The organism is uncultured Tateyamaria sp. (assembly GCF_947503415.1).
Taxonomy (GTDB): domain Bacteria; phylum Pseudomonadota; class Alphaproteobacteria; order Rhodobacterales; family Rhodobacteraceae; genus Tateyamaria.
In genome coordinates, this window is record NZ_CANNDS010000001.1 from 1,789,184 (window position 1) to 1,811,682 (window position 22,499).

The 22,499-nt window shown below is 60.4% G+C and carries 18 protein-coding genes; 9 read left to right on the plus strand and 9 right to left on the minus strand.

Annotated elements, in window-relative coordinates; genetic code table 11:
• Positions 1 to 54: 54 nt before the first annotated feature.
• Positions 55 to 1,386 (minus strand): mechanosensitive ion channel family protein, encoded by a 1,332-nt coding sequence (locus Q1A32_RS08700; protein ID WP_299651903.1) that lies wholly within the window; start codon positions 1,384 to 1,386, stop codon positions 55 to 57.
• Complete coding sequence (locus Q1A32_RS08705; RefSeq protein WP_299651905.1) at positions 1,383 to 2,375, minus strand: NADPH:quinone reductase; 993 nt, start codon at positions 2,373 to 2,375, stop codon at positions 1,383 to 1,385. Before Q1A32_RS08705 ends, Q1A32_RS08700 begins: the two co-directional genes overlap by 4 nt.
• 80 nt (positions 2,376 to 2,455) lie before the next feature.
• Between Q1A32_RS08705 and Q1A32_RS08710 the strand changes: the two genes are divergently transcribed.
• On the plus strand, positions 2,456 to 2,845 hold the full coding sequence (locus Q1A32_RS08710; RefSeq protein WP_299651907.1) for a RidA family protein: 390 nt from the start codon (positions 2,456 to 2,458) through the stop codon (positions 2,843 to 2,845).
• Here the strand turns inward: Q1A32_RS08710 and Q1A32_RS08715 are convergent.
• The gene (locus tag Q1A32_RS08715; RefSeq protein ID WP_299613787.1) at positions 2,842 to 3,312 is read right to left on the minus strand and encodes an SH3 domain-containing protein; all 471 of its coding nucleotides are present in this window, start codon (positions 3,310 to 3,312) and stop codon (positions 2,842 to 2,844) included. The two genes, Q1A32_RS08710 and Q1A32_RS08715, sit on opposite strands and share 4 nt — an antisense overlap.
• A gap of 146 nt (positions 3,313 to 3,458) precedes the next feature.
• Between Q1A32_RS08715 and Q1A32_RS08720 the strand changes: the two genes are divergently transcribed.
• The 6 genes from Q1A32_RS08720 (at position 3,459) to Q1A32_RS08745 (ending at position 14,827) form a co-directional block, all read left to right on the plus strand.
• Positions 3,459 to 4,445, plus strand: a complete 987-nt coding sequence (locus Q1A32_RS08720; RefSeq protein WP_299651909.1) for a D-glycerate dehydrogenase — start codon at positions 3,459 to 3,461, stop codon at positions 4,443 to 4,445.
• 70 nt (positions 4,446 to 4,515) lie between these two features.
• Positions 4,516 to 6,297: a gamma-glutamyltransferase gene (ggt, locus tag Q1A32_RS08725; protein WP_299651911.1), complete on the plus strand. Its 1,782-nt coding sequence runs from the start codon at positions 4,516 to 4,518 to the stop codon at positions 6,295 to 6,297.
• A 28-nt stretch (positions 6,298 to 6,325) separates the two neighbouring features.
• On the plus strand, positions 6,326 to 7,729 hold the full coding sequence (locus Q1A32_RS08730; protein ID WP_299651913.1) for an FAD-binding oxidoreductase: 1,404 nt from the start codon (positions 6,326 to 6,328) through the stop codon (positions 7,727 to 7,729).
• 199 nt (positions 7,730 to 7,928) lie between these two features.
• Positions 7,929 to 10,430, plus strand: a complete 2,502-nt coding sequence (locus Q1A32_RS08735) for an FAD-dependent oxidoreductase (RefSeq protein WP_299651915.1) — start codon at positions 7,929 to 7,931, stop codon at positions 10,428 to 10,430.
• Positions 10,431 to 10,534: 104 nt separating this feature from the next.
• Entirely contained in the window at positions 10,535 to 11,779 is a 1,245-nt protein-coding gene (locus Q1A32_RS08740; protein WP_299651917.1) for an efflux RND transporter periplasmic adaptor subunit, read from the plus strand.
• A gap of 3 nt (positions 11,780 to 11,782) precedes the next feature.
• A complete protein-coding gene (locus tag Q1A32_RS08745; RefSeq protein ID WP_299651919.1) occupies positions 11,783 to 14,827 on the plus strand; it encodes an efflux RND transporter permease subunit in 3,045 nt (1,014 codons plus the stop codon).
• Here Q1A32_RS08745 and Q1A32_RS08750 read toward each other — a convergent pair.
• The 3 genes from Q1A32_RS08750 to Q1A32_RS08760 are packed head-to-tail and all read right to left on the minus strand — an operon-like array spanning position 14,824 to position 17,584.
• On the minus strand, positions 14,824 to 15,588 hold the full coding sequence (locus tag Q1A32_RS08750; RefSeq protein ID WP_299651921.1) for a GH25 family lysozyme: 765 nt from the start codon (positions 15,586 to 15,588) through the stop codon (positions 14,824 to 14,826). The two genes, Q1A32_RS08745 and Q1A32_RS08750, sit on opposite strands and share 4 nt — an antisense overlap.
• A gap of 17 nt (positions 15,589 to 15,605) precedes the next feature.
• Positions 15,606 to 16,661: an FAD-binding oxidoreductase gene (locus tag Q1A32_RS08755; RefSeq protein WP_299651923.1), complete on the minus strand. Its 1,056-nt coding sequence runs from the start codon at positions 16,659 to 16,661 to the stop codon at positions 15,606 to 15,608.
• Positions 16,658 to 17,584 (minus strand): aldo/keto reductase, encoded by a 927-nt coding sequence (locus Q1A32_RS08760; protein ID WP_299651925.1) that lies wholly within the window; start codon positions 17,582 to 17,584, stop codon positions 16,658 to 16,660. The genes Q1A32_RS08755 and Q1A32_RS08760 overlap by 4 nt, the downstream gene beginning before the upstream one ends.
• 147 nt (positions 17,585 to 17,731) lie before the next feature.
• Here Q1A32_RS08760 and Q1A32_RS08765 point away from each other — a divergent pair, with 147 nt between their 5' ends.
• A complete protein-coding gene (locus tag Q1A32_RS08765; protein WP_299651927.1) occupies positions 17,732 to 18,394 on the plus strand; it encodes a DUF2461 domain-containing protein in 663 nt (220 codons plus the stop codon).
• 102 nt (positions 18,395 to 18,496) lie between these two features.
• Entirely contained in the window at positions 18,497 to 19,216 is a 720-nt protein-coding gene (locus tag Q1A32_RS08770; protein WP_299651929.1) for a hypothetical protein, read from the plus strand.
• 151 nt (positions 19,217 to 19,367) lie between these two features.
• On the opposite strand, the gene Q1A32_RS08775 is transcribed toward Q1A32_RS08770, so the two are convergent.
• Genes Q1A32_RS08775 through Q1A32_RS08785 form a run of 3 tightly spaced genes read right to left on the minus strand, consistent with a single transcriptional unit; the run spans position 19,368 to position 22,477 of the window.
• Positions 19,368 to 20,444 (minus strand): BMP family ABC transporter substrate-binding protein, encoded by a 1,077-nt coding sequence (locus Q1A32_RS08775; protein WP_299651931.1) that lies wholly within the window; start codon positions 20,442 to 20,444, stop codon positions 19,368 to 19,370.
• Between the two features lie 30 nt (positions 20,445 to 20,474).
• On the minus strand, positions 20,475 to 21,395 hold the full coding sequence (locus Q1A32_RS08780) for an ABC transporter permease (protein ID WP_299651933.1): 921 nt from the start codon (positions 21,393 to 21,395) through the stop codon (positions 20,475 to 20,477).
• Positions 21,395 to 22,477 (minus strand): ABC transporter permease, encoded by a 1,083-nt coding sequence (locus tag Q1A32_RS08785; protein ID WP_299651936.1) that lies wholly within the window; start codon positions 22,475 to 22,477, stop codon positions 21,395 to 21,397. Before Q1A32_RS08785 ends, Q1A32_RS08780 begins: the two co-directional genes overlap by 1 nt.
• Positions 22,478 to 22,499 lie beyond the last annotated feature (22 nt).

Below are 22,499 nucleotides of genomic sequence, written 5' to 3' on the forward strand. Positions count from 1 at the left end.
GCTAATTAGAGCGGTGAAGCGATGTGCGCAAGCCCCTTTGAACCAAAAATCCGACTATTCCTTGGGCGCCGCATCCGTCAGCAAATCAGGTGCATCCGGGTCATTGCGTTCGGCATCTACCATCTTGTCGAGGCCCGCCTCGGACATATCGGTGACATCGTCCGCTTCCACTGCAGGGGCGGGCGGTGCAACAGGTGCAACTTTGGGCGGCACGGTGCGTGTGGTTTCGGTCGTTGGGGCAGCGCCACCCAGCAGTTGCACGCGGTACGTCGTGTCTGGCACTTCGATCCCGGCGCCCTCGATGCGCGCCTTGACCAGACGCAGCGCCTCGCCTTTCGCCCGGACAAGTGACGTCGCCTCCTGATCGATCCAGCCCGTGACGGTGAGAAAGATCGCGCCATCGCCGATCCTTTCAATCCAGGACATTGGTGCGGGTTCGGTCAGGACAAATGGAAGGTCCGATACCGTTTCCTCGGTCATACGCCGGACATCGGCCAGATCGGCATCGGAACTTACCCCAATCTCGAAGCTGAAGCGCCGTTCGTGGTTGGTTGAGTAGTTGACGATCCGGCTTTTGAACACGGTCGAATTCGGGATGCGGATGTGGTTGCCATCAAAGCTCAGGATGATCGTCGCCCGGCTGGTCAGGCGAATGACCCTGCCAATGTCGCCCTGTATCTCGACCACGTCATTTGGTCGAAAGGGCTGACGTATGGACAGCATGATGGACGCGATGAAGTTCTCGACCGTGTCGCGCACGGCAAAACCGATGGCCAGACCGACGATGCCCGCAGCACCCAGAATGGTGCCCAGCAACGCGGTGGCCCCAAGGATGTCCAGCGCGATGACCACACCTGCGACAAAGAAGAGGATGCGGACGACCTGCCGGTAAATGTTGGCGATGAATGCATTCGGCGCGATCCTGTCCCATGGATAGCGCGCGCGGGCCAGCAGCAATCCCAGGGTCAGGACCAATACAAAGGCCACAACTGCGACCGCGACCAGAGGGAGCAGTGCCAGAGCTTGACTGATCCTTGCCTGAAACCGTTCAACCGCGGGATTGAGCCGCGCCACGACATCTGTGGTTTCCGTCACTTGGTTTTCGATGGCGACGACACCTTCAACCCGGCCCACCAACTCGTTCAGCCGGTCCGCCGTTGCGGTGTCGACCGTTGTGCCGCGCAAGGTAACGATGCCCGAAGTGACGGAGACTGTGACACCATCAAACCCTGCAAGCTCATTCAGGATGTCGCGGATGCGGACAGCGATGGCCGCATCCTGTGATGCACTGTCTTCGACCGCAATTGTCCCTTGGGGTTGGCTGGTATCCTGTGCCCACACTTGGGTGGTACACAGGCACAGCAATAAGATTAAGGCACGTATCAAGACTGAACCTCGACCAGAACGGCACCTGCGCGATTGCCTGCCTCGACCGCATCATGTGCCGCAGCGGTTTGTGCCAATGGAAAGGTCTGTGCGATTGGGCAGCTCAGGGCATTCGCCGTCAAAGCGTCGTAAAGTTTGGCGATTGCCGCATCCCGTTGGTCCTTGGGCAACAAGTAGATCAGCAGAATGTCGACCGTTACCGCTTTGAACAGCAGCGGGCCGAACGGCAGGGTTGGCGCCATTTCCTTGGCTGAGCCATACGCGGCGATTGTTCCATTGGGCGCAATGACGTCCGCATCGGTCGAGATGTTGAGCCCGAACTCGACCTCGATGATCCGAGACACGGGCGCATCGCCGTTGGCCGCCAGTATGTGCTGCGACAGGTCCGGGTCCGCATAGTTCAGCACGACATCAGCACCCGCCTTTTCCGCCTCGAACAAACCATCGCCACGGGCGGTTGCAATCACTTTGGCACCGCCCCATTTGGCCAGTTGAACGGCGAGCAACCCGACCGTGCCCGCGCCGCCCTGGATCAGCAGTGTCTGTTCGGAAATGTCACCACCACCAAAGACAGCGTGCGCGGCCGTTAGACCGGGAATGCCAAGAACGGCCCCGGTTTCGGGGCCTATGCTGTCCGGCAATGGCACGGCCTGATTGGATGGCAGGCAGATATGCGTGGATGCAGTGCCGAAGGGGCGCTGCCATTGACCGTTCCAAATCCAAACCTGCTCGCCCATGCGCGTGTCCGCCACTCCGTCACCCACGGCCACAATCCGACCGGCGCCGTCACTGTGCGGTACGATCTGATCGAATGGCGGCTTCGTCACTCCGGGGCGTGCGCCCGACCGGGCTTTGACATCCGATGGGTTCACACCTGAATGCGTAAGCTCCACCAAGACCTCGCCCGGTGTAGGATCCGGCGTTGGGATTTCGGAGAGTGAAAGAACGTCAGAGGCGGGGCCGAAACGGGAGTATTGTATGCATTTCATTTGGATGGTCTTTTCAAAGTGGCCCGTGGGCAATGGCGCGGATGCTACTTGAGTTACTGACAAGAGCAAGGAGAGTTCCAATGACCCTACAGGTCCTGATGCCACCCGCGCTGCGCGACGCGTGCGGCAAGGCAGGCATGTCGCCCGGTATTGTGTCTCACAACCATGTATTTCTGACCGGTGTAACGGGGGCAGGCCCCGACGGCACAATGCCCGAAACGCCACAGGCGCAGTTCGAAGCCTGCTTTGCCAAAATTGCAGGCGTGCTGGCCGAAGCGGGCCTGACACTGGACGCGCTGGTCGAAATGACCAGCTATCATGTGGGTCTGCGCGACCATTTTGATCTGTTCGTTACTGTGCGGCTTAAGCACTTGTCCGATCCATATCCTGCATGGACAGCCGTCGAAGTCGCCGGATTGCGGCGGATTGATGCTGTGGTGGAAATACGGGTCGTGGCGGCTTTGGACTAGTCGCGCAACTCGTCGATGGCGACACCCCAAAGGCGGGCTTTCGGTGCCCATCCTTTGTAACCACCTGAACTCAGGCGGCACCATTCCGGTCCGCATTTTCCCAGTCGCGCAACGACGCCGACTTCCAGTGCGACAGTTACGGGCGCGTTGGCCTCAGGCTTGGTGCGAAGTGTCAGCATGTCCTGTTCGACAATCACGGTGCGGGTGCCCGACAGAAGGGAATAATGCACCCATCCGCCAAGACCGTCACGATCTTCGACCCGGCGCCAGTGACCGTGTTCAGCCGTAATGCGCAGGGGCATGTCGCGGCGTTTGAACACCCAGTCGATCCGGTGGGTCAGCGATGGTCCGCGGCGCACGTTGCCTTCGGCAGCTTTCATCGACACGAAACGGGGCAGGGGCAGGTTCGTCACAGGACCAGTGTCGCGCGCCATCAGGGGCAGGGTCAGACCCAGCACCAAAAGCATCGACAGCATAAACCGCCACACCGCCACCATCGGGAACTTTCCGCTCATCTCTCGCCTCTTGATATGGCCGAGGTTCTTGTGCCTCGTGCTCACATCCGCCACCATGCCAAAAAGAGGTCGCGAGGCCAAGCACCGGGGAGGGCGCAATGCCAAAGGAACGTCTGAGTGTTGTCGTTACGCGACGGTTGCCCGCCGAGGTGGAAACCCGGCTGAGCGAATTGTTCGACGTGACACTGCGCGATCATGATGCGCCCATGTCGCGGAACGAGGTGGTCGAGGCGATGAAATCTGCCGATGTGCTGGTGCCGACAATCACTGACACAATCGACGGGGCGATGATCGGTCAAGCGGGCGAGCGGCTGAAGCTGATTGCGAATTACGGGGCTGGAGTAGACAATATTGACGTATCGACAGCCCGCCAGCGCGGGATTTTGGTATCGAACACCCCCGGTGTGCTGACCGATGATACGGCAGACATGACGATGGGTCTGATCCTTGCCGTCACGCGCCGCCTGCCCGAAGGTTTGGCCGCGATGCAATCCGGCGATTGGGACGGTTGGGCACCGACAGCGTTCCTTGGTGGACGTGTTGCAGGCCGTCGGCTTGGTATCCTTGGCATGGGCCGGATCGGACAGGCGGTTGCCCGCCGAGCAGCGGCCTTTGGCATGCAGGTACACTACCACAACCGCCGCCGTCTTCGGACGGAAGTGGAGGAGGAATTGCAGGCCACATGGTGGGAAAGCCTTGATCAGATGGTGGCACGCATGGACGTGATCAGCGTGAATTGCCCGCACACGCCCTCGACCTTTCATTTGATGAATGCCCGTCGCCTGAAGCTTATGAAGGAAGACGCTGTGATCGTGAACACCTCGCGCGGTGAAGTGATCGACGAAAACGCGCTGACACGGATGTTGCGCGCGGGTGAGTTGGCCGGTGCGGGCCTGGACGTCTACGAAAACGGGACCGAAGTGAACCCGCGCTTGCGTGAACTGACCAACGTTGTCCTTCTGCCCCATATGGGTTCGGCCACCCGCGAAAGTCGGATCGAGATGGGCGAGAAGGTCATTATCAATATCAAGACCTTCGACGACGGCCACCGGCCCCCGGACCAGGTTGTGCCGTCCATGCTGTGATGCCCCGGGCGGCTTGGCTGCCCTGGTTTAGATCGAACTGATTGCCGAGCCTGCGCCAAAGGAGGACCCCATGCGCTTTTCCCTGACCGTCGCCTTCACCCTCATTGCAGGGGCAGCACTTGCCCAACAGACCGCCGATGCCGTGCAACCCGAAACCGGGGTCGAGGGCGCTGCCGTTGCCACGACCGAGGCCATCGCCGCGGCGCAGGCGTCCAAGGATGCGGGCGAGCCGGTCGCAGCGCAGAGTTATATGGTGGCTGCTGCCAATCCGCTGGCAGTGCAGGCCGGGGTTGAGGTTCTGGCCGCCGGTGGTACTGCCGCCGATGCGCTGGTTGCCGTGCAGGTTGTTCTGGGTCTCGTTGAGCCGCAGTCGTCCGGACTTGGCGGTGGCGCTTTTCTAGTCTGGTATGACGCTGAGACGCAGGAGCTGACCACACTGGACGGCCGCGAGACCGCACCACTGGCCGCCACGCCGAAGCTGTTTCAGACCGATGATGGCGAACCGATGGGCTTCTTTGATGCCGTTGTTGGGGGGCGGTCGGTCGGTACGCCGGGCACACCCGCACTTCTCGAAGAAGTTCACAAGCGTTGGGGCAATCAACCTTGGCCCACGCTGTTCGACGCCGGCATCGGATTGGCCGAAGATGGTTTTGACGTCTCACCGCGTCTGGCCGGTTTGATCGAAAGAGATGCTGAACGCCTTGGCCGCTTCCCAATCACGGCTGATTACTTTCTGCCCGGCGGCACACCATTGAGTGTCGGCACGACGCTTCAAAACCCCGAATACGCGGACACGCTACGGCTGTTGGCGGCGGAAGGGGCAGACAGCTTCTATACCGGGAAGATCGCTCAGGACATCATGGCGGCGGTACAATTTGCTCCGGGCAACCCCGGGGTGCTGTCAGAGCTTGATCTGGCGGTCTATCAGGTCAAGGAACGTGCGCCGGTTTGCGTGACGTACCGCGCCCACGATGTCTGCGGGATGGGTCCGCCATCATCCGGTGCGCTCACTGTCGGGCAAATCCTTGGTATGCTGGAAAGCTATGATCTGGCGGCGCTTGGTGCTGAAAACCCGGAAAGCTGGCGGCTGATCGGGGATGCCTCGCGCCTCGCGTTCGCGGATCGGGGGCGGTTCATGGCCGACAGCGATTTCGTCCCGATGCCCACAGCTGGTCTTGTCGATCCGACCTATCTGGCTGACCGCGCGTCACAATTGGGTGGTGACGCGGCACTGGAAGAGGTTGCCCCTGGCAACCCCGCCTTCGATCACAGCCAGAACTGGGCGGATGATGAAAGCATCGAACTGCCGTCAACCTCCCACATCTCGATCGTCGACAGCTTTGGAAATGTGGCTTCCATGACCACAACGATTGAAAACGCCTTTGGCTCGCGGTTGATGGTACATGGGTTCTTGTTGAACAATGAACTGACCGATTTCAGCTTCCGCACTCATGTCGATGGCGTACCGATTGCCAACGCACTGGCGCCGGGCAAGCGCCCAAGGTCCTCCATGTCGCCGACGGTGGTGATGAAAGACGGCGCCCCTGTGCTGGCCATCGGCTCCCCGGGTGGCAGCCGGATCATCGGCTACACGGCCCAGTCGATCATCGCTTGGCTCGACTGGGGGATGGATGTGCAACAGGCCGTCAGCTTGCCCCATGCGGTCAATCGGTTCGGCACCTATGATTTTGAAGAAGGCACAACTGCAGCGGATTTGGCGCCCGCCTTGGAGGCTCTCGGCTTCGAGGTGAATATCCGCGGATTGAACTCTGGCCTGCATGCGATTGAAATTGGCGACACGCTTTTGGGCGGCGCCGACCCGCGTCGCGAAGGGATTGCGCTGGGCGACTGACGTCTGCGCACAAGGGAAGGACAAGAGCATGGCACAAGCCATTGATCTGCCACGGAACGAGGATGGCATCGCCACGGCGCTTGGCATCCTCAAGCAGCAGTTCGGAGACCGCTTTCATACCGGGCAAGCGATGCGCGACCAGCACGCGCACACGACCACTTGGATCAGGGCACAGGCCCCAGATGCCGTAGTGTTCCCGAGTTCGACCAAGGAAGTGTCCGACATTGTCAAAGTGTGCGCGACCCATCAGGTGCCGATCATTCCGTTTGGAACGGGCACGTCGCTCGAAGGGCATGTGAACGCACCTGCGGGTGGTGTATCTGTAGACCTCACACAGATGGACAAGATCATCGCGGTCAATTCTGAAGATCTGGATTGCGTCGTTCAACCCGGTGTGACACGCGAACAGTTGAACACTTATCTGCGGGATCGGGGCCTGTTCTTTCCCATTGATCCCGGGGCCAACGCGTCGCTTGGGGGCATGGCCTCCACCCGTGCGTCAGGCACCAACGCGGTGCGCTACGGCACGATGAAGGACAACGTGCTGGCACTTGAGGCTGTGATGGCGGACGGGCGCGTTATCCGCACAGCGCAACGGGCAAAGAAGACATCCGCAGGTTACGACATGACCCGGCTTTTGATTGGCTCTGAGGGCACGTTGGGGCTGATCACCGAAATCACGCTGAAGCTGCAAGGTATTCCCGAGGCGATTTCGGCGGCGCGCATGTCCTTTCCATCTATCGACGCCGCTTGTCAGGCCGTGATGACGACGATCCAATATGGCATCCCCGTGGCCCGGATCGAGTTGATGGACGAGCTCAATGTGAAGGCGGCCAATGCCTATGCGGGTTTGAGCCTGCCGGAGACACCACTTTTGCTGCTGGAATTTCATGGCTCTGACCGTGGTGTGATCGAACAGGCCGAGATGTTCGGGTCCATTGCCGAAGATGCGGGCGGGACGGATTTCGCAACGACCGCCACGGCAGAGGAGCGCAATAAGCTGTGGAAAGCGCGGCATGATCTGTATTGGGCGACGCTGCAATTGCGCCCCGGCGCGCAGGGGATATCGACGGATGTCTGCGTGCCCATCTCGCGGCTGGCAGAGGCGGTGACAGGGGCGCAAGCCAAGGCCGCGGAACTGGACCTTCTGGCCCCGATCGTGGGTCACGTGGGCGACGGCAACTTTCACTCATTGGTCCTGATCGACATGGAGGACGCGGATGAAGTGCGCCGGGCAGAGGAGTTTACCGCCTTTCTTGCCGACGAGGCCATTCGTATGGACGGCACGTGCACCGGCGAGCATGGGATCGGGCAGGGCAAGATGCCCTATCTGATCAAGGAGTTGGGACCGACGGTCGAATACATGGCAGCAATCAAAACCGCGCTCGATCCCCTCAACATTATGAACCCCGGGAAAATCTTCGGTCGCTGAACCAAAGGCCGCTTGCGCGACGATTTTGCTTAAGGGGCTAGCCCCCGGCTGCACCGTCCCCCCAAGAGTTTTTGGAAACATCGAAGACTAGACCGGTGATCGGCGTCGTTTTTTTGCTGTGACCGGTCGGCTTGTTGGCGCGGTGGGCGCGCGCTTTTCCTAGAACGGCAGTGATAGGTTGCGAGGGGAGAGTCGGGCCATGAAACGCCAAGTCAAAGCGCTGGTTGTGGGCGGCGGGGCCGTGGGCACGTCGATTGCATATCATCTGGCCCGCGCGGCCTGGGATGACGTGATGCTGCTGGAACGGGATGAGCTGACATCCGGTTCTACTTGGCACGCGGCTGGGTTGCTGCCGTATTTCAACATGTCTTACGCCACGACCCACATTCACGACTACTCCATCAAGTTCTACAAGACGCTCGAGGAAGAGACGGGTCTGAACGCTGGCTTCGCCGTCGTGGGCAACCTGCGCATGGCGCAGACGGATGAGCGGATGGACGAGTATATGCTCTATGCCTCCACCGCCGAGACCTGTGGCGTGCCTTATGAGTTCATGACGCCGGATGAGATCAAGGCGAAGTGGCCGCTGATCCGGACAGAGGATCTGAAGGGCGCGCTGTACCACCAGACGGACGGCTACATTAACCCTGCCGATGTCACCATGGCGATGGCAAAGGGCGCGCGCCAACGCGGCGTTATGATCGAACGCAAGTGGCAGGCCGATGCGTTTCACTGGAATGGTGAGGCGTGGGAGGTCACGGCAACCAAGATGGTCGAAAAAGGTGGCAACCTTGTGCCGTCGGACGAGCAGGTGGTAATCACGGCCGAGCATGTCGTGACGGCCAGCGGCAACCATGCGCAGCGCACGGCGAAGATGCTGGGCATCAAGATGCCCGCCATCCCGGTCGAGCACCAGTTCATCGTGATGGAGCAGGACCCGGAGCTGGTGAAATACCGGGCGGAGGGCAATGCCGAGCATCCGGTGATCCGGGACGCCGATGCGCAATCCTATGTGCGTGAAGAACGGGGCGGCTGGATTCTGGGCGTTTATGAAAAGAACGCGCCTGCGCGGTTTGAAAATGGTGTGCCCGACAGCTTCCGTGCCGATCTGTTCCAGCTTGATCTTGAGCGGATCGAAGAGCAGTACATGGCGATGATCCATCGCGTGCCGTCCTGCGAAAACAGCGGCTTGAAGGACGATTTCAATGGGCCGATCTGTTACACCCCCGACGGCAATCCGTTGGTGGGACCGGCACCGGGCCTGACGAATATGTGGTTGGCCGAGGGGTTCTCGTTCGGGATCACGGCGGCGGGGGGCACGGGCTATTATCTCGCTCAGATGATGGTTGAGGGGGAGGCCGAGATCGACATGGCCTCGCTTGACCCCAAGCGCTACGGCGACTGGATGACCACCGAATATGCCGCGCGCAAGAACGAGGAATGCTACGACCACGTCTATATCCTGCACCACCCGGACGAAGAGCGCCCGGCATGTCGCCCACTGCGCACAGGCCCTGCCTATGACCGCCAAAAAGCGGCAGGGGCGCAATTTGGCTGCGTAAACGGATTTGAGCGGCCCAACTATTACGGTCCTTTGGACGCGCCCGACAGTTTTGACCACGATGCACGATCCTTCCGCCGTGGTGGCTGGTGGCAGCACGCGGTGGACGAGGCGAAGGCTATCCGCGAGGGCGTGGGGCTTGTCGATGCAACTGCCTTTACCAAGCACCGGATATCGGGGCCGGGGGCGACGGCGTTTCTGGATTGGTTCACCACCAACAAGCTGCCGAAAGTGGGGCGCATCAATCTGACCTATGCGCTGACGGCCCATGGCACGACGCGCACCGAATATACCATCGTTCGGTTGGCCGAGGATGACTATTACCTCGTGTCGGCGGGCGCTTGGCATGCCTATGATCAGGATTACCTTTACAAGGCGATCATGGAGAAGGAGCCGGAGTTCGGGCGCATCAACGAGGAAGATGTGACGACGCGGTGGGGTGTGTTCGCCATTGCCGGGCCAAAATCGCGCGATGTGTTGAACGAACTGGTCAAGGATGCCGACCCGTCCACGGTGCTGTCGAACAAGCGGTTCCCGTGGCTCAGCTACCGCGATATCGAACTGGGGATGTGCCCGGTGCGCGCGATCCGCGTGGCCTATACCGGCGAGCTTGGCTGGGAGCTGCACCACCCGATTGAGATGCAGAATTACCTGTGGGATCAATTGGTTGCTGCGGGTGAGAAACACGGCATGAAGCTGGTGGGTGCCCGGGCACAGAACTGGTTGCGGCAGGAGAAATCCTACCGCGCATTCGGAACTGAATTGGGCCGTGATGCAACACCGCTTGAAGCAGACCTGCCGCGTTTCGTGGACCTGTCGAAGGACTTTCACGGCAAAGCCGAGATGGAGGCCAAGGGCATTCGTTCAAAATGTGTGACGCTTCTGATCGACGGACCTGAGGATGCGGACCCGTGGGGCCGCGAAGTGCTGTATGATGGCGACACGCGTGTGGGCCGTTTGACGTCTGGCGGCTATTCGGTCGCGTTTGGGAAATCCATTGGCATGGGCTACGTGACGCCCCATCTGGCGGTGCCGGGGACCAAGTTGAAGGTGAAGATGCTCGATCAACTTTGGGATGCGGAGATTGTCGAAGACAGTCCCTACGATCCCAAAAACGAAGCGATCCGTAAGGACGGGTAAACGCGCTCGCCTCGTTTTCCACCACTGGTTGGTCTTTCGTTGACTCGTTTCCCGCGGCCCTTAAAGCTGCACGGCATTGAGGGACAGGGACGTGGGGCACGGCAATGACGACTTTCAGGCTATTGGCATTGGGTATCGGTCTGGCCGTGGGGGCCGTCACATGTGCTGTGGCACAGACAGCACCGCGCCCGGCAAAGGTCGCGACCGTCGAGGCGACAGAGGCCACGATCCGGCGGGGCTATCCCGCCATTGTTCTACCATCAGAAGAGGTGGAGCTGTCATTTCGCGTAAGTGGTCGCGTGATCGACCTGCCCATTCGGGGGGCACAGGATGTGGCCGAAGGGGATTTGATTGCCCAAATCGATCCACGTGATTTTGAGCGGCAGGTGGCGCAGTTGGAAAGTGCACGCGACCAATCCGACGCGCAATTGCGCGCACTTCGGTCCGGTGCTCGCTCAGAGGAAATCGTGGCTTTGGAGGCCGCTGTCGAAGCGGCGCAAGCGCAAGTGGATCAGGCGCGCGATCAAGCCGAACGCACCCGTGAATTGGCCGAACGTGGCGTCGTAGCCGAAGCACAGTTGGAACGAGACGAAGCGTCGCTGCGTGTGGCTGAGGCGGATCTGAGAGCGCAACGCGAACAACTCGTCATTGGTCAGTCCGGTGGCCGGGCCGAAGACATTGAAGCTTCCGAAGCAGCGCTGCGTGGACTTGAAGCCCAGTTGCAGGTCGCCCGCGACAACCTTGAAGATGCGACCCTGACCGCACCATTTGGCGGCGTCATCGCACGTCGCAACATCGACAATTTCACGAATGTCCAAGCCGGACAAAGCATCGCGCTGCTACAGAACCTGTCGACGGTGCACTTGGCCTTTGACGTGCCTGGACCGGATGTGACCGCGCTGTCGGCAAACGGACAAAGCCAGATCAAAACGCAGGTCGAATTCGACGCGTTGCCGGGACAGGTTTTCGATGCCGTGGTGGTTGAATTTTCGGTGCAGGCGGATGCCGCCACGCAGACCTATCGCGGACGTGTCAGTGTCGCGCAACCCAATGGCACGTTCATCCTGCCGGGTATGGTTGCACGTGTCTTTGCCTCGGCGCCGGGGTCGGCGTCGGAACTGCGCATTCCATTGACAGCCGTGGGCGCGGAGCCTGATGGCGCCCCCTTTGTCTGGCGGTTGGGTGACGATAATGCGGTGTCGAAGCAAAACATCACTCTGGGAGAGGCCGCAGGTGCCCAAGTCGCTGTCACGGATGGTGTTGCAGTCGGAGATCGTGTGATTGCGGCAGGTGTCAGTCAGGTCATTGACGGAATGGTTGTACGCCCAATCACCCGGGTCGGGGAGTAAGTCATGGACCTGGCCCGGTTTGCCATCGAAAAGCGTCTGATCTCGGCCATCGCGACGCTGCTGATCCTCGTGTCTGGTTACTTTGCCTACACGGCGTTGCCACGGTTTGAAGACCCCGAGTTTATCATCCGTCAGGCTCAAATCATCACGCCCTATCCCGGTGCCAGCGCCGAAGAGGTGGCCGAAGAAGTAACGGAAGTTGTTGAAAACGCGCTGCAACAATTGCTGGGTGTGGACGAGGTGCGATCCGTGTCGTCCCCGGGACTGAGCATTGTGACCGTGGAGTTCACAATCGCGTCCGTGCCGGACTATCCCGACCTTTACCAACGCTTCTCGCAGATGCGGGCCAAGATTGACGACGCGCAGGGGCAACTGCCGCCCAATGCGCTGCCCAGTCAGGTCTTTGACGATTTTGGCGACGTTTACGCCGTGTATTTCGCCGTCGTGGGCGAGGGGTATTCGATCAGTGAACTGCACGAATATGCCAAGGATTTGCAGCGCGAACTGGTCACAGTTGACGGCGTGTCCAAGGTCATCCTGAACGGTGTTCAAGACGAAGTCATCTACGTCGAATATGCGTCCGCGCGATTGATCGAGCTTGGACTGTCTCCGGATCAGATCGGGCAGATTCTGGAAGGGCAGAACCTTGTGCGGCCAGCCGGGTCGATCCAGGCCGGGCAAACGCGCCTTGTGGTACGTCCAGAAAGCGCTGTGTCCTCGACCGAGGCAATCGGTAATCTGATCATTACGAATCCACAGACGGGGGCGTCTTTCCGACTGTCCGATATCGCGACGATCTCACGCGGCCTAGAAGATCCCGCAACGATGCTGCTCTACCGCGACGGGCGGCCAGCCGTGGGCATCGGAATTTCCAACACCCTCGGCGGCAACGTAGTGAACATGGGCGAGGCCGTGAAGGCGCGCATGGATGCACAGATCGATCAAAGGCCAATTGGCATTGATGTCATTGCGATCTCCGACCAGTCGGTGACGGTCAAGGAGTCGGTCAACGACTTTGTCCTGAACGTTGTGGTGGCCCTCGCCATTGTTGTGGGCACGCTTCTGATTTTCATGGGGCTGCGCTCGGGCATCCTGATGGGGGGCATATTGCTTGTGACCGTCGCAGGCACGCTTTTTGGGATGTACCTTTATGGTCTGGATATGCAGCGGATCTCGCTCGGGGCCTTGATCATCGCACTGGGCATGCTGGTCGACAATGCAATCGTCGTGGTCGAAGGTACATTGGTGCGCGTGCAAAAGGGGGAGAGTGCAGCAAGTGCGTCGATCACTGTCGTGAACCAGACGAAATGGCCGCTGCTTGGGGGGACAATCGTTGGTATCCTTGCCTTCTCGCCCGTCGGGTTTTCACCGGATAATACGGGTGAATATGCCGGCAGTCTGTTCTGGACCATAGCGATTTCACTGCTGTTCTCATGGCTGGTAGCCATCTGGCTGACACCCTATTTCTGCACGCTTCTGCTCAAACCCGGAACAGGCGTGGAAGCGCAGGAGAACGCGATCCTTCGCGGCTACCGCAATCTCCTCAAGCGTGCCATCGCCGTGCGCTATGTGACCATTGGCATTGTCGTGGCGCTCTTTGCATCGGCCATCGCCATGTTCAGCATGGTGCCTGCGGGGTTCTTCCCCTCCTCCACGCGGGCGCAGTTCGTCATTGACTACTTCCTGCCGCAGGGCACTGACATCTCCAAAACCGAAGCCGACATTCTTGCGATTGGCGATCACGTGCGCTCGCTCCCGGGCGTGACTGGCACCAACACGGCCATCGGCAGCGGGCATACACGGTTCATGTTGATTTACGAGGCTGAGACGCAGAACTCGGCTTATGGTCAGATCCTTGTTGATGTCGAAAGTTTCGGCCAGATCGAAGACCTGCGGATCGAATTGCAAAGTTGGATTGACGCCAACTATCCGTCTTCGAACGCCAAGGTGTGGAAATTCGTGCTTGGCCCCGGCGGCGGGTCCAAGGTCGAGGCGCGGTTCACTGGCCCGGATACAGTCGTGCTGCGCCAACTGGCGGCACAGGCAAAGGCGATCATGTCCGAGGCAGGCGCTGTCGCGGTCAAGGATGACTGGCGCGAGCAGGTGCAAGTGATCCGGCCCGTGGTGAACACGGAAAATGCGCGCCGTTTGGGCCTCACTCAGGGCGAGATTTCGGGCGCTTTGGCCACGCATCTCAGCGGCGCAACCTTGGGCGTCTATCGTGAACGGGATGAATTGCTCAACGTCGTCATGCGTCCGGTCGCGGCAGAGCGGGATGATGTCAGTGAGTTGCGTGATGTGCAGGTCTACAGTCAGGTTGCAGGGGGTTACATCCCGATCAATCAGGTGGTGGACCGCTTTGATATCGTGTTTGAGGCGGGCAATCTGCGCCGCATCGACAGGCAATTGGCGGTGACGGCACAGGCCGACAACGCGCCGGGCGTGTTATCCGGTGATCTGTTCGACGCCGTACGCGCCCCGATCGAGGATATCACACTGCCCCCCGGTTATGCACTTGAATGGAAGGGGGAATATGGCAGCTCACAGGAGGCGAACGCAGGTCTTGCATCGACCATGCCGCTTGGCTTCGGGGCCATGATCCTTGTGGTGATCTTCCTGTTCAACGCGGTGAGGCAGCCGCTGATCATCTGGCTGACAGTGCCTCTGGCCCTGATTGGGGTGATCTGGGGGTTGGCTGCCACGCAAACCCCGCTTGAGTTCATGGCGATTCTCGGCGTTCTGTCGCTGACTGGGCTTTTGATTAAAGCGGCCATCGTTCTGATCGATGAGACGGACAGCCAGATTGCCGACGGAAAACCGCGCATGGACGCCATCGTGGACGCTGCTGTCAGTCGGGTGAGACCTGTGGCGCTTGGGGTGTTGACCACTGTGCTGGGTGTCGTGCCGCTGCTGTGGGACCCGTTCTTTGCCTCTTTGGCTGTCGTCATCATCTGCGGCTTGAGCTTTGCAACAGTCCTGACGCTGATCGTGGTGCCTGCACTTTATGCCATCTTCTTCCGTGTCGGCGACGACGAAGTTGCGGCCTAGCGGACCGTGCGTCGGTCCAGCCAGCTGTCCCAATCGGAACGCGAGCCATTGAAGGCGTTGATGTCGATGGCACCGGGCGTGTTGGGCAGCGTGCCCGTCGACGTATATTGCCAGAACCGCCAGCGCTGGCCGGGGAACGCCTCGGATGGTGTCTTCGCCGTCGTCCGCAGCCAGAATTCATAGCCTTTCAAACGGTTCAGTTCCGCGTCGTCATAAAACCCGGGCGTGGTGTAGATGATTGGTCGTTGCCCGTAATAGGCGGTCACTATGTCCAGCCAGCGCTGCATTTCATTGCGCACGGTGGCCGCATCCGGACGGCGTTGGCAGGTTGGCGAAAACGGATTCCATTCCATGTCCAGCACCGGCGGCAGGCTGCCGCGTGTCTTGGGGGCCGTGCGGATGAAAAACCGGGCCTGCACTTCCGGTGATGTGCAGAAATAATAAAAGTGATAGGCCCCGCGCTTGATGCCGGCGCGGCCTGCGCCGCGCCAGTGGTCTTGAAACATCGGGTCAAGCAGATCACCGCCTTCGGTTGCCTTGAGGAACACAAATTCAATCCCTACGGCCTTTGCCCGTTCCCAGTCTACACGGGTTTGAAACCGGGCGGCATCCATGCCGCGCACCGGGAATGTGCTGGGCTGGCGCCCGGCAAATCGCACCGGGTCAGCATCGCCAATGATCATAGGGCCGGTGAATGGAGCAGGAGCAGGCGCGCAGGCGGTCAACAGGACAAGCGCTGCGATCAGAAAACGGGTCAACATATGTCGACCCTAGCGGTTCAAAATCGGTCTGGCGACAGGGATTTGATGGTGTTCGCGTCAATCTCAGGCGCGCGGTCCAGCAGCATGTCCGCCAAAAGCTGACTGGCTGCCGGGGCGGTCTGAAACCCGTATCCCCCCTGACCGGCGCACCAAACGAAATCAGGTACTTGAGTGTCACGTCCCAACACCAGACAACGGTCGGGCGCAAAGCTGCGCAGACCGGCCCATGTGGTCTCCACCCTCGTCACCGGCGCAGTCACATGCTGGCCGTAGCGATCAAGCCCTTCGGCCAAGACCATGTCGTCTGCCCATGCATCGTGCGGTTCGACCGCATCCTCGTCCGCCGGAGAAACAAGCAATTTTCCCGCATCCGGTTTGGCATACCACGTCTCGCCCACGCCGAAAAAGATGGGCCAACGGGTCACGTCATGCCCATCCGGCGCAGGCAGGCGCGCCATGGACCTGCGGTGCGGGACGATGCCGATGGGCCCAACCCCGGCAAGAGCGGCAATCTGATCCGCCCAGGCACCCGCGGCATTGACCAACACGTCAGCGGTCAAGATGTCATCTCCACACCGCACGCTCCATCTTCCATTGCGCGTGATCGCAGTCACCGGTTTGCTTGTCAGGACCTGCCCGCCGTTCGCGCGGACCGTTTTGGCGAAGTCCTGGATCATTCGGTCGGTGTCGATGTCCCAAGCCTCTGCGTGATAGGCCGTGCGGGAGATCGTGTCGTTGAGGATGGGCACATGCTGCCGCGCCTCATCCACTGAGATCTCCGGGCATTTGAGGGTTTTGGCGTCTGCCTCAAACCCGGCATCCTCGCCTGCGCGACCCACCAGAAGGAAGCCACGGGGGCTGAGGTAGGGTTGATGGAATGCAGCACTTGCCTTGTTCAACGCGATCACCGGGGGCAGGCCGTAATTCTGTTCGAAAAGGGCGGCAGAGCGGCCAGAAGCGTGATAGCCAAGGGCATTTTCACCTTCGATCAGCGTGACATGTGCGCCCTTCGACAGGCGCGCCGCCGCAGACACCCCGGCGATGCCACCGCCGATGACAATGATGTCGCTCATGCCTCTTCGATCCGGTCCGTAGCAGGGGGCGGCGTGATGCTGAAGCCGGTGATCTGGTCGTAAAGATCTGCGGTCATATCGAAGTCGAGGGCGGCAAGCGATGGCGCCAATTGCTCCGCTGACCGCGCGGACACAATGGGCCGGGGCCGTGCGGGATGCGCCATGGCCCACGCGACGGCCAGCGTGGCCGGGCTGGTTCCAAGGTCCTTCGCAAGAGCACTTAGTTTCGCCGCAGCGTCATGCATCCAAGCCACATCATAGCGGGTTGCATAGCGTTCATCCTCGGTCAGCCGTCCGGTGCCACCACCCACGTATTTGCCTGTCAGCAACCCGCCGCCAAGCGGGGAATAAGGCGCAATTTCAATGCCCTGATCCACAGCCATCGGGAAAAGTTCGACTTCTGCCTGTCGCTTGACGATGCTGTGCATGGGTTGGATGATGTCGATCCGGACCTCGAATTGCGCTGCTACCGCCTGCGCTTTCATCACCTGCCACGCGGCGAAGTTGGACACGCCGATATGACGGATCTTGCCCTGATGTTTCAGGGTCGCCAGCGCGTCGAAACTTTCTTGTAACGGCGTGTCGTCATCAAAACGGTGCAGGTAGAGGACATCGACCACATCCATCTGCAATCGCTGCTGGGAAGTGGCAAACCCGTTGAGGATATTTTCACGGCTGGACCCACCGTCATACGCAGCCTTGGTGGCAATGATCAGCTCTTCGCGCACGGCCTGCGCCATCTCTCCCAGCAATGTCTCGGACGCGCCGTCGGTATAGACATAGGCGGTATCGAAATGGGTGATGCCCGCGACACGGGCGGCGTCAAACATGGCGCGACTTTGGGTGGCGTCCGCATTGCCTCCAAACTGCATGGTGCCAAATGTCAGGGGCGAAAGCGGGGTGCCATTGAGGGACGTAGTCATGCCCCAATTCGTGCCACGGGGGGCACATCACGTGCAACGGCTAAGGTGCAAAATGGGGAAGCACTGCCACAAACCGACAGTGTGATGCGGTGAATTATCCGCCATGACACGTTAAGGTCAGGAGGGAACAGGATGGAGAGCACAGGTATGGCCGACGGTTTTGAAGCGATGGTGGATGCGGCGCTGGTCTTCTTTGCCAAGCTGGACAAGAACAACACCAAAGCTTGGTTTGAGCCGCACAAGGCGCATTACAAGGATGCCATTGCCGGACCGGCCGGGTTCTTTGCTGATCTGGTGGCAGAGGACATCGCCCGTATTACGGGCAAGCCGCACAGTCCCAAAGTGTTCCGTATCTACCGAGATGTGCGCTTTTCCAAAGACAAGACACCGCTCAACACGCATTTGCACATCATGTGGTCTCCTGCGGACAAGGATCCGTTGGCGCCGTCGTGGTTCTGGGGACTGGCACCGGACTATTTCATTCTGGGCATGGGTGTCATGGGCCTGCAGGGTGAACACCTGACCCGCTATCGCGCCTTTGTGGACAGCTGGGGTGACGGCCTGCAGGACGCGCTGGATAACGCAGCTGATAAAGGGGCCGAGATCAGCGATTGGGGTCCGGAGCCGCTGAAGCGTGTGCCAAAGCCTTTCGACCCGGATCACCCGCACGCAGACCTTTTGAAGCGCAAAGCGCTGGCCGTGTCTGGCCCGATGCCCGACGACTGGCGCGATACGGGACTGATCAAGGCAACCGTGTCCCGGATCGAGACGCTGATGCCAGTATGGTCCGTTTTTGAAAAACACCTCTAATTTGATCCAATTTGTCAGTGCATTGGCACGGGCGCGGCAACCTTCTGTCAACGCGCATTGGGGCATCACCCCCCTACGCGATGATTTCAGAATGGAGTTGCTATGCGGTGGATGTGGTGTCTTTTGGCCTGTGTGGCCCTTGTGGGGCAAGCGGCGTTTGCATGGGCTGAAGCCTTGCCAATGGTGAGCAGGGCCAGCTTGATGACAAAGGCCGCGCCGCTGATTGGGTCTCAGCCCATGATGCGCCATTCCGGTCCGAGCCTTTTTGCCGGGCGCGCAGTCACTGGGCTTTTTGCGCCACCTGAACCAGGCGAAGTGGACAACCTGCGTAACTATCCAGTTTCTGGCCGCGTGGCACGTCTGCGCAACCTGATTGCACAGGCAGAGGCAGGTTCGAAAGGCTATGATGCGGTGCAATATGGCGCCACCGTCAAACCGCCCGCTGCGCCGACCAACCTGACGGTGCAGCAGATTTACGATTGGATTGATCAAACACCCGGGCAACCGCATGCCATTGGGCGTTACCAGTTCATTCCACCAACCCTGCGGCGGCTGGTGCGGCAGGCGGGGGTCAGCCCAAAGACACGGTTCACGGCGGAGGTTCAGGATCAGCTTGCCGACATTTTGTTGGCCGATGCGGGTCTTGCGCCCTTTTTGGCGGGTGACATGCCACGCGAGGCATTCATGAACAACCTGGCCAAGATCTGGGCTGGCCTGCCCAATGACACGGGCAAGTCGCATTATCACGGATATGCAGGCAACAAGGCGACGATGACATGGGCGCATTTCGATGCGCAGATGGTACGGATTTTCGCGCAGTAGCGGCGGTTGCGACTCTGATGGGTGGGGCGGAGGACACCTCCGCCTTACGAACAATGCGCTGGTGACGTGCGCCCACGGCAAAGAAAAACCCCCGACGCGGGGCCGGGGGTGCACAAAGGGCGGGGGGACACCCCCGCCTTACAATCACCGCTTACTGCGGAATGTCGCCTTCGATGCCTTCAACATAGAAGTTCATGCCAGCCAGCGTGCCGTCATCCGCTGTTTCGCCGTCCGCCAGGAAGGGCGAGCCGTCCTGTTTGTTCAACGGGCCGGTGAATGCATGGTATGACCCATCGGCCAGTGCCGCTTTCAGCGCCAGTGCTTCTTCGCGTACGTCGGCTGGAACTGCGTCCGTGATCTCACCGATACCGACCATGCCGGCACCGATACCATCCCAAGTGTCTTGCGATTCCCATGTGCCTTCCATCACGGCACGGGTGCGCGCGATATAGTAAGGTGCCCAGTCGTCGATGATAGATGACACGCGTGGGAAGGGGGCATACTGGCCCATGTCCGAGGCTTGGCCAAAGGTCACAACGCCGCCCGCTTCCTGAGCAGCCGCCTGAGGCGCGGTTGAGTCGGTATGCTGTAGGACAACATCCGCACCTTGGTCGATCAGGGTCTTGGCTGCGTCCGCTTCCTTGGCGGGGTCGAACCACGTGTAGACCCAGATGATCTTGAACTCGACATCCGGGTTCACCTTCTTGGCGTGGACGTAGGCGGAGTTGATGCCACGGATCACCTCGGGGATCGGGAAGGACCCGATATAGCCGATGATGTTCGACTTGGTCATGTTGCCCGCGATGTGGCCCTGAATGGCGCGCCCTTCGTAGAAGCGGGCCGAGTAGGTGGACACGTTCGGATGCAGGCGCTTGTAGCCGGTTGCGTGTTCGAACTTCACATCCGGGAACTTGGCCGCGACATTGTTGGTCGGGTCCATGTAGCCGAAGGAGGTGGTAAAGATCAGGTCCGCGCCGTCGAGCGCCATCTGCGTCATCACGCGCTCAGAGTCCGGGCCCTCGGCCACGTTTTCCACAAACACGGTTTCGACCTGATCGCCGAATTCCGCCTCGACCGCGAGGCGGCCCTGATCGTGCTCATAGGTCCAGCCGCCGTCGCCCACGGGACCAACATAGACAAAGCCGACCTTGGTCTTGTCTTGGGCCATTGCGCCGCCTGCCAGCCCAAGCGCCAGAGCGGCACTTGCCAGAAGTGTCGTAAGTTTCATTTCAGGTCTCTCCCCATTTAGGTGCGCCCCTTATCCCGAGGCGTGGAATGTGCGCCCCAGTGAGCCGGGGGCGCGCGATTTGTCCGCGCTTAGAATCACCAGAACGATGATCGTCACGATGTAGGGGGACATTGCCAAATACTCGACCGGAATGGCAACGCCCGCGCCTTGCAGGTTCAACTGAAGCTGGGTGATCCCGCCGAAAAGATAGGCACCGAGCAGTACGCGCCACGGCTTCCACGACGCGAATACAACCAGCGCAAGAGCAATCCAGCCAACCCCGGCCGTCATCCCTTCGGTCCATTGCGGCACGCGGATGAGTGAGATGTAGGCGCCACCAAGCCCCGCGCAGGCCCCCCCAAACAGGATGGCCAGCGTGCGGATGCGTTTGACCTTGTAGCCCAGCGCATGGGCCGCATCGTGGTTTTCACCAACGGCCCGCAGGACCAGCCCCATGCGGGTGAATTTCAGAACGGCCCATGTGGCGGCCACGATGCCAAGGCCCAGATAGACCATCAGGTCGTGACCAAAGAGGATGGGGCCGATGATGGGGATCTCGGCCAGCGGCCCCAGCGGTGTGGCCTCGGCCCGCGGCGGTTTGATGCCCACATAGCTTTGCCCCATGAGCGACGACAGCCCCAACCCGAACAGGGTCAACGCAAGGCCCGAGGCGACCTGGTTGGCCAGCGCCACTTGGGTGAGAAAGGCAAAGAGCAGGCTGAGCACTGCGCCCCCGACGGCGGCTGCGATGAACCCGACAGTGGGGGAACCGGTATTGACGGCAATGATGAACCCGCAGACCGCACCAGTGATCATCATCCCCTCGACCCCGAGGTTCAGAACGCCTGCGCGTTCCACGACAAGCTCTCCGATGGCCGCCAGCAGGATCGGTGTGGCGGCGGCGATCATGGCGGCGATCAGGAGGATGGGGTTTATGGCGGAAAGGTCCATCAGGCCACCTCTGCCGCGCCAAAGCGCACGCGGTAGTTTGTCAGCACATCCAGCGCCAACAGGAAAAACAGCAGCATCCCCTGAAACACCTGTATCGCCGCCGCGGGCAGTCCCAATTGCGACTGCGCAATGTCCCCACCGATATAGGTCAGCGCCATGAGCAGCCCCGCCGCCACGATCCCAAGCGGATTCAAACGGCCCAGAAACGCCACGATGATCGCCGTGAACCCGTATCCAACGTTGAAATCAATGCTGATCTGACCTGCGGGACCCGCCACCTCGAACATGCCTGCAAGACCGGCCAGCAGGCCCGACATGCCAAGGCAGAACAGCACGAGCCGTCCCGGATTCACGCCGCCGAATTTCGCCGCGCGCGGTGCCTCGCCCGTGACGCGGATCGCAAATCCCAGCCGGTGCCGGGTCAGCAATACGTAGGCAAAGATCACCGCGATCAGCGCGGCCACCACACCCCAATGCATCCCCGTGCCTGCAATTATCTCGGCATTATGGGCCGACGGGTATTGTTGCAAATTGCGCGAGCCGGGAAAGCCGAACCCTTCGGGGTTCTTCAACAATCCCAACGACATGGAGGCCAGCAACTGCTCGGCCACATAGACCAGCATCAGCGACACCAAAATCTCGTTGGTCCCGAACTTCACCTTCAAGACGCCAGGTATCATGGCCCACGCCCAGCCCCCCAATGCGCCTGCCAAAACCATCAGCGGAAAGATCAAAACACTCTCGGTCGGGTAAAAGGCCAGGCCCGCGCCAGCCCCGCAAATGGCCCCGACAATGTACTGCCCCTCGGCCCCGATGTTCCAGATCCCCGCCCGGAACCCCAACGCCAACCCAATGGCAATCAGCACCAGCGGCGCACCCTTGATCAGCAATTGCGGGCGATAAAAGAACGCGAACTCGCCAAAGATCGGCTCCCAGAAAATCGTGGCAATGGCTTCGAACGGGTCCTTGCCCAGCACCGCAAACAAGGCCCCGCCAAAGATCATGGTCAGCACAACAGCCAGCACCGGCGTGGCATAGGCCATCACGGCAGAGGGTTGCGGACGCGCCTCGATCCGGATCATGCGCGGGGCCTCCATCTTCCCT

What these genes read in the sequence shown, in the direction of transcription:
- ggt (WP_299651911.1), top strand. Translation starts at nt 4,516, where the DNA reads ATGCGCTTTTCCCTGACCGTCGCCTTCACCCTCATTGCAGGGGCAGCA.
- Q1A32_RS08745 (WP_299651919.1), top strand. Translation starts at nt 11,783, where the DNA reads ATGGACCTGGCCCGGTTTGCCATCGAAAAGCGTCTGATCTCGGCCATC.
- Q1A32_RS08735 (WP_299651915.1), top strand. Translation starts at nt 7,929, where the DNA reads ATGAAACGCCAAGTCAAAGCGCTGGTTGTGGGCGGCGGGGCCGTGGGC.
- Q1A32_RS08720 (WP_299651909.1), top strand. Translation starts at nt 3,459, where the DNA reads ATGCCAAAGGAACGTCTGAGTGTTGTCGTTACGCGACGGTTGCCCGCC.
- Q1A32_RS08750 (WP_299651921.1), bottom strand. Translation starts at nt 15,588, where the DNA reads ATGTTGACCCGTTTTCTGATCGCAGCGCTTGTCCTGTTGACCGCCTGC.
- Q1A32_RS08705 (WP_299651905.1), bottom strand. Translation starts at nt 2,375, where the DNA reads ATGAAATGCATACAATACTCCCGTTTCGGCCCCGCCTCTGACGTTCTT.
- Q1A32_RS08775 (WP_299651931.1), bottom strand. Translation starts at nt 20,444, where the DNA reads ATGAAACTTACGACACTTCTGGCAAGTGCCGCTCTGGCGCTTGGGCTG.
- Q1A32_RS08715 (WP_299613787.1), bottom strand. Translation starts at nt 3,312, where the DNA reads ATGCTTTTGGTGCTGGGTCTGACCCTGCCCCTGATGGCGCGCGACACT.
- Q1A32_RS08780 (WP_299651933.1), bottom strand. Translation starts at nt 21,395, where the DNA reads ATGGACCTTTCCGCCATAAACCCCATCCTCCTGATCGCCGCCATGATC.
- Q1A32_RS08710 (WP_299651907.1), top strand. Translation starts at nt 2,456, where the DNA reads ATGACCCTACAGGTCCTGATGCCACCCGCGCTGCGCGACGCGTGCGGC.
- Q1A32_RS08770 (WP_299651929.1), top strand. Translation starts at nt 18,497, where the DNA reads ATGCGGTGGATGTGGTGTCTTTTGGCCTGTGTGGCCCTTGTGGGGCAA.
- Q1A32_RS08740 (WP_299651917.1), top strand. Translation starts at nt 10,535, where the DNA reads ATGACGACTTTCAGGCTATTGGCATTGGGTATCGGTCTGGCCGTGGGG.
- Q1A32_RS08730 (WP_299651913.1), top strand. Translation starts at nt 6,326, where the DNA reads ATGGCACAAGCCATTGATCTGCCACGGAACGAGGATGGCATCGCCACG.
- Q1A32_RS08785 (WP_299651936.1), bottom strand. Translation starts at nt 22,477, where the DNA reads ATGATCCGGATCGAGGCGCGTCCGCAACCCTCTGCCGTGATGGCCTAT.
- Q1A32_RS08765 (WP_299651927.1), top strand. Translation starts at nt 17,732, where the DNA reads ATGGCCGACGGTTTTGAAGCGATGGTGGATGCGGCGCTGGTCTTCTTT.
- Q1A32_RS08760 (WP_299651925.1), bottom strand. Translation starts at nt 17,584, where the DNA reads ATGACTACGTCCCTCAATGGCACCCCGCTTTCGCCCCTGACATTTGGC.
- Q1A32_RS08755 (WP_299651923.1), bottom strand. Translation starts at nt 16,661, where the DNA reads ATGAGCGACATCATTGTCATCGGCGGTGGCATCGCCGGGGTGTCTGCG.